Below are 5,075 nucleotides of genomic sequence, written 5' to 3'. Positions count from 1 at the left end.
ATATTCATGGATCAAATTATTTCTTGAAAAAATCTTTAGAAGCCTATGAAAAAGAGAAAGCTGACTATATATTGATACTGGGAGATGAGTTGTATCATGGGCCTAGAAATCCTCTCCCTTTAGAATATAATCCAAAAGAGGTGGCAGAGACTCTGAATAGATATAAGGATAAAATAATTGCAGTGAGAGGTAACTGCGATAGTGAGGTTGATCAGATGTTGTTGGATTACCCAATCATGGGGGATTATTCAACAATTTTTTTAAACAACAAAAGAATATTTGCAACACATGGTCATATTTATAGTGAGGATAAACTTCCAAATCTATGTGAAGGGGATATCTTTATATATGGTCATACCCATCTACCTGTGGCCTATAAAAAAGAGGGGATTTTTATTTTAAATCCAGGATCTATATCTCTTCCAAAAGGTGGAAACCTAAATAGCTATGGTATTTTTGAAAATAACTGCTTCTATGTGAAAAGTTTAGATGGAGGGACTATAAAAAGTGTAGAACTAAAATAAAAGGAGTGTTTTAAACACTCCTTTCTCTATTTTATAGCGTATTTAAGAACATCTGTAAAATAATCAACATAGTTAACTACAATACCGGACTTTAAAAAGTCTGGAAGTCTATCAAAATCTTTTTTATTATCCTTTGGAAGTATTAATTCAAAAATACCAACTCTTCTAGCTGCGATTGTTTTTTCTCTAACTCCTCCAATAGGAAGGACTTTACCAGTTAAAGTAAGTTCTCCTGTCATAGCTATGCCCTTTCTAATAGGGGTATCAGTGGCTAAAGAGTAGAGAGCTAAAGCCATTGTAATACCAGCTGAAGGGCCATCTTTTGGTGTTGCACCCTCTGGGACATGTAGATGGACTCTATTTTTATCAAAAAACTCTTTAACTTCAATAGGAAGAGTTGTGCTTTTAGCAAGGAGAGAACGAATGTATGAATAAGCAATCTCTGCAGACTCCTTCATAACATCTCCAAGTTGTCCTGTAAGTTTTAATCCACTATCTTTATTACTGATACTTGTGGCTTCAATATATAGTGTTGCTCCTCCAAGAGAGGTCCATGCTAAACCTAAAGTAACTCCAGGAATCTCTTTTTGATAAAGTTCCTCTGTTGTGAAGATAGGAACTCCCAAATATGATTCAACATTATTTTCATTGATTCTAACTTTTTCCTTATTCCCCTCTGCAATTTTTAAGTTTACTTTTCTCATAATCTTTCGAATACATTTATCTAAAGTTCTAACTCCAGCCTCTCTAGCATATTTATCTATTATAAATTTCAATGCATTTTTACTTATAGTAATCTCTTTACTGTCTAAGGCATGAGCTTTAAGTTGCTGAGGAATCAAGTATTTTTGAGCTATTTGTAACTTCTCTTCAAGAATATAACCTGATAGGTGGATAACTTCCATTCTATCCAGTAAAGGTCTAGGAATTGTATCTAATTGGTTTGCAGTTGTGACAAAAAGAATTTTAGATAGATCATATCTTATGTCTAAATAGTGATCTAAAAAATCTTTGTTCTGTTCAGGGTCTAAAACTTCTAATAGTGCAGAAGCTGGATCTCCTCTAAAGCTATTTCCTATCTTATCAATCTCATCAATCATTATTACAGGATTAGATGTTTGAACAAGTTTTAAAGCCTGAATGATTTTTCCAGGCATAGCTCCAATATAGGTTCTTCTATGACCTTTTATTTCAGCCTCATCCACCATTCCACCAACAGAGAAACGATAAAACTTTCTATTTAAAGATTCTGCAATTGATTTTCCAATAGATGTTTTTCCAACTCCTGGAGGACCAACTAAGCATAGAATAGAACCATTTACATTTCCTGTTTTTATAACTGTACTTACAAACTCTAAGATACTATTTTTAATATCCTCAAGGCCATAGTGATCTCTATCTAAAATTGTTTTAGCTTTTTTTATATCCAGTCGATCTTTTGAAAAAACTCCCCATGGAAGTTCAACGATAGATTCGATATATGTTCTAGCAACGTGGTATTCAGGAGAACCCTGATCTAAAAGAGAGAGTTTTTCCAACTGCTCATTTACAACTTTTTCAGCTTCTGGAGAGAGATGGATATGGTTTATTTTATCCACGATTTTGTCTATAACTGCGGATTTCTCATCTTTTTCCAAACCTAATTCCTGCTTTATTAGTTTAAGCTGCTCCCTTAAAAAATACTCTTTCTGTTGTTTACTAACTTTATCCTCAATTTGTTTGGAAATTTTAGCTTGAAGTTGAGATATCTCTAACTCTTTTTTTAACATAGTTAATAGTCTCTGAGAGCGATTAACAATATTAAACTCCTCTAAAAGTTCTTGTAAATCTTTAGCTTCAGCTTTTAACATAGATGAAACAAAATCGATAAATATGCTTGGATGGTCATATGAAGCCTGAGAAACAAGAAGCTTTAACTCCTCCTTTAAAATAGGGTTAACTTCAAAAATCTCTTTTAAAGAGGTCATGATTGCGAGCATATAGGCTTTAAGTTCAACTGAAGAATCAGCAATCTCCTTATTATATTTAACTTTCCAACATATTCTAGAGTTACCTAAAACAACTTTTTTCTTTTTAAAACGTTCAACTCCAAATACAATCGCCTGTACAGAGTCCTGAGAGATAGATGTAACTTTATTTATTTTTACAACAGTTCCAACATCATATAAAGTTGAATTGAAATAGTCGTTATCATCGATATCTTTGACAAAAACTAAACCGATAAAACCGTTATAATGCTCTTCGGCATCTTTTATAGCTTGTAAAAAATCCTCTCCTGAAAAAGCGATAGGAGTTAAAATATTTGGGAAAATGGGTCTTATTACAAGAGGTAAAATAGGGATATCTTCAGGTAATAAGTCTCTTATATTAACAAGATCTGTAGAATTGTTATTTGTACTAGTCATAGCCTCCTCCTTTTATTTTTATTGTTATACTTAGAGTACATATAAATGCCTATATTTCCTTTTATAAATTAAAAATAAAAGAGGAAATTTATTTTGAAAAGGAAGAAAGCTAAAAAGGTAGTAAATCCTTAAAAATATAAAAGTTTTGGAGGGGCAAAAATGACTTTAAAAAAAAGAATTTGCGTTATGGATATTGGTTCAAACTCTATTAGAATGGTTATATATGAGATTACTCCCAATAAATCTTTTATACCGGTGGAGGATATAAAGGAAACAGTGAGACTAGGAGAGGGAATAAATGAGAAAAAGGAGCTAAAAGAGGAGAAGATAAAACTGGCATTGAAAACAATACAGTTATTTAAAAAAGTGTGTTTAAGAAACAATGTTGATGAAATTGTTGCCTTTGGAACTGCGGCCCTAAGAATTGCTACAAATGGTGAGGGACTTTTAAAAGAGATATTAAGAACAACGGGAATAGATGTGATTGTATTTAAAGGGGAGGATGAGGCTTACTTCTCTTTTGAAGGAGCTATAAATACTTTAGATATAAAAGAGGGAGTTGTAATTGATTTGGGAGGATCGAGTTTAGAAATAGTCCATTTTAAAGATAGAAAAGCTTTGGAAAGAGTTAGTTTAAATTTTGGAGCTGTTACTTTATCAGAGATTGTCAACTTAAAGGATAGATTGAATAAAAAAGATGAGGAGGTGTTGAGAGAGTTTATAAGAGAGCAATTTAAAATAGTTCAATGGAGAGATGAACTAAAAGGGTTACCACTGATAGGAGTGGGGGGAACGGTCAGAAATATTGGAGGAGTACATCTATACATGAATAATTACCCATTGGAACTGTTACACAACTATAAGGTGTGTGTAGATGGTGTAAAAGAGGTCGTAGATTACTTAAAAGACAAGGATTACAAAGAGAAACAGGATGTTCAAGGGTTATCTAAAGCGAGAGCAGATGTATTTATAGGAGCGGCTATCGCAGTGGAAGAGGTTTTAACATATTTTAATCTAAAGGAGTTAATAATAAGTGGTTATGGAATAAGAGAGGGGGTTTTGTATGAGAGACTTAGTGAGTGTGGAAAAGTGGTAGAGGATCCCTTTGAAGAGGGATTTAAAGAGATTGTAGAGATTTTAGATATAGATACAAGAATTAAAGATAAACACTATAAGATATTAAAGAAAATATGTTCAACATTGGATAAAGAGTATGAATTTAAAGAGGTCAGTGAAAAAGTAAAAAAAATAGTGACATATCTATATGATATAGGAAAAGTCATAAATTTTGTCAACTATCCACTACATTCAGCCTATATGATATTAAATTTAGGTATAAAGGGCATTGAGCAAAAAGAACTTGTTGCTTCAGCTCTTATAGTTGCCAGAGGCAATAAGAAGTATAAGGGATTAGAGAAATATAAAGAGATATTCAAAGATGAAGAGATAGAAGAGTTGATGATGTTTTCGAAGATTTTAAATATAACAAATATATTCTGTGATGACCTGCTATTAGATGAGGAGAATTTTGATATAGAGGTCACAAAAGATGAGATTATATTCTATATAAAAGAGAAAGATGAAGAGGATTTAAAAATTATAGATCTCTTTATTTCACAAAAGAAATTTGTTAATACTTTTGATAAAAAATTAAAATTTAAGATGAAAAGGTAGAGTGGAGATGATATGGTGACTTACGCAGTAATAGAGATCAATTCGACTTTTATTGAAATGAGAATCTATGAAAAAAAAGAGAGTGGATATAAAGTTTTAGAGAAAGTGACAGAGGATATAAACTTATTTAAAGAGGTTAAAGATGGAAATGAGATATCTTTAGAAAAAATGAGAAAGATGTGCGAAATTTTAAAAAAAATGGATAATCTATCAAGAGATTATGGTGTCACAGATAAAAAGGTTATATTTAGTGAATTTTTTAAAAGTATAACAAATTTTCCAATGGTATTGGATCAGATAAAATTAAAAGTTAATTTAGCTGTAGATAATATAGATTTAAGTGAAAAAACATATTTCTCCATAAAAAAATTGATTCATTTGGAAAAAGATATTTTTTCTAAAAAAGAGAGCAGATTATTTTTTAATTTAAAATCTTTTACTTCAGGGGTCTATCTATTTTATAAGGGTGAGC

General features: G+C 31.4%; 4 protein-coding genes. 3 read left to right on the top strand and 1 reads right to left on the bottom strand.

The window, feature by feature from the left end; translation table 11 throughout:
- Window positions 1-2 precede the first annotated feature (2 nt).
- On the top strand, window positions 3-524 hold the full coding sequence (gene yfcE, locus ACMOUI_RS12300) for a phosphodiesterase (RefSeq protein WP_418965986.1): 522 nt from the start codon (window positions 3-5) through the stop codon (window positions 522-524).
- 26 nt (window positions 525-550) lie between these two features.
- Here the strand turns inward: yfcE and lon are convergent, their stop codons facing one another.
- A complete protein-coding gene (gene lon / locus ACMOUI_RS12295) occupies window positions 551-2,929 on the bottom strand; it encodes an endopeptidase La (protein WP_418965985.1) in 2,379 nt (792 codons plus the stop codon).
- Between the two features lie 159 nt (window positions 2,930-3,088).
- Between lon and ACMOUI_RS12290 the strand changes: the two genes are divergently transcribed.
- Both ACMOUI_RS12290 and ACMOUI_RS12285 read left to right on the top strand, forming a co-directional pair.
- Window positions 3,089-4,603 carry a Ppx/GppA family phosphatase gene (locus ACMOUI_RS12290; protein ID WP_418965984.1) on the top strand — a complete coding sequence of 505 codons (1,515 nt, stop codon included), beginning with the start codon at window positions 3,089-3,091 and terminating at the stop codon, window positions 4,601-4,603.
- Between the two features lie 12 nt (window positions 4,604-4,615).
- Window positions 4,616-5,075: hypothetical protein (locus tag ACMOUI_RS12285; protein WP_418965983.1), on the top strand; the 460-nt coding region annotated here is incomplete at its 3' end.

The organism is Cetobacterium sp. (assembly GCF_048470075.1).
Lineage (GTDB): Bacteria > Fusobacteriota > Fusobacteriia > Fusobacteriales > Fusobacteriaceae > Cetobacterium_A.
This window is presented reverse-complemented; position numbering and strand designations above follow the sequence as displayed.

Bases quoted from the DNA above. Each gene is read 5' to 3' on its own strand.
- lon (WP_418965985.1), bottom strand. From the start codon at position 2,929: ATGACTAGTACAAATAACAATTCTACAGATCTTGTTAATATAAGAGAC.
- ACMOUI_RS12290 (WP_418965984.1), top strand. From the start codon at position 3,089: ATGACTTTAAAAAAAAGAATTTGCGTTATGGATATTGGTTCAAACTCT.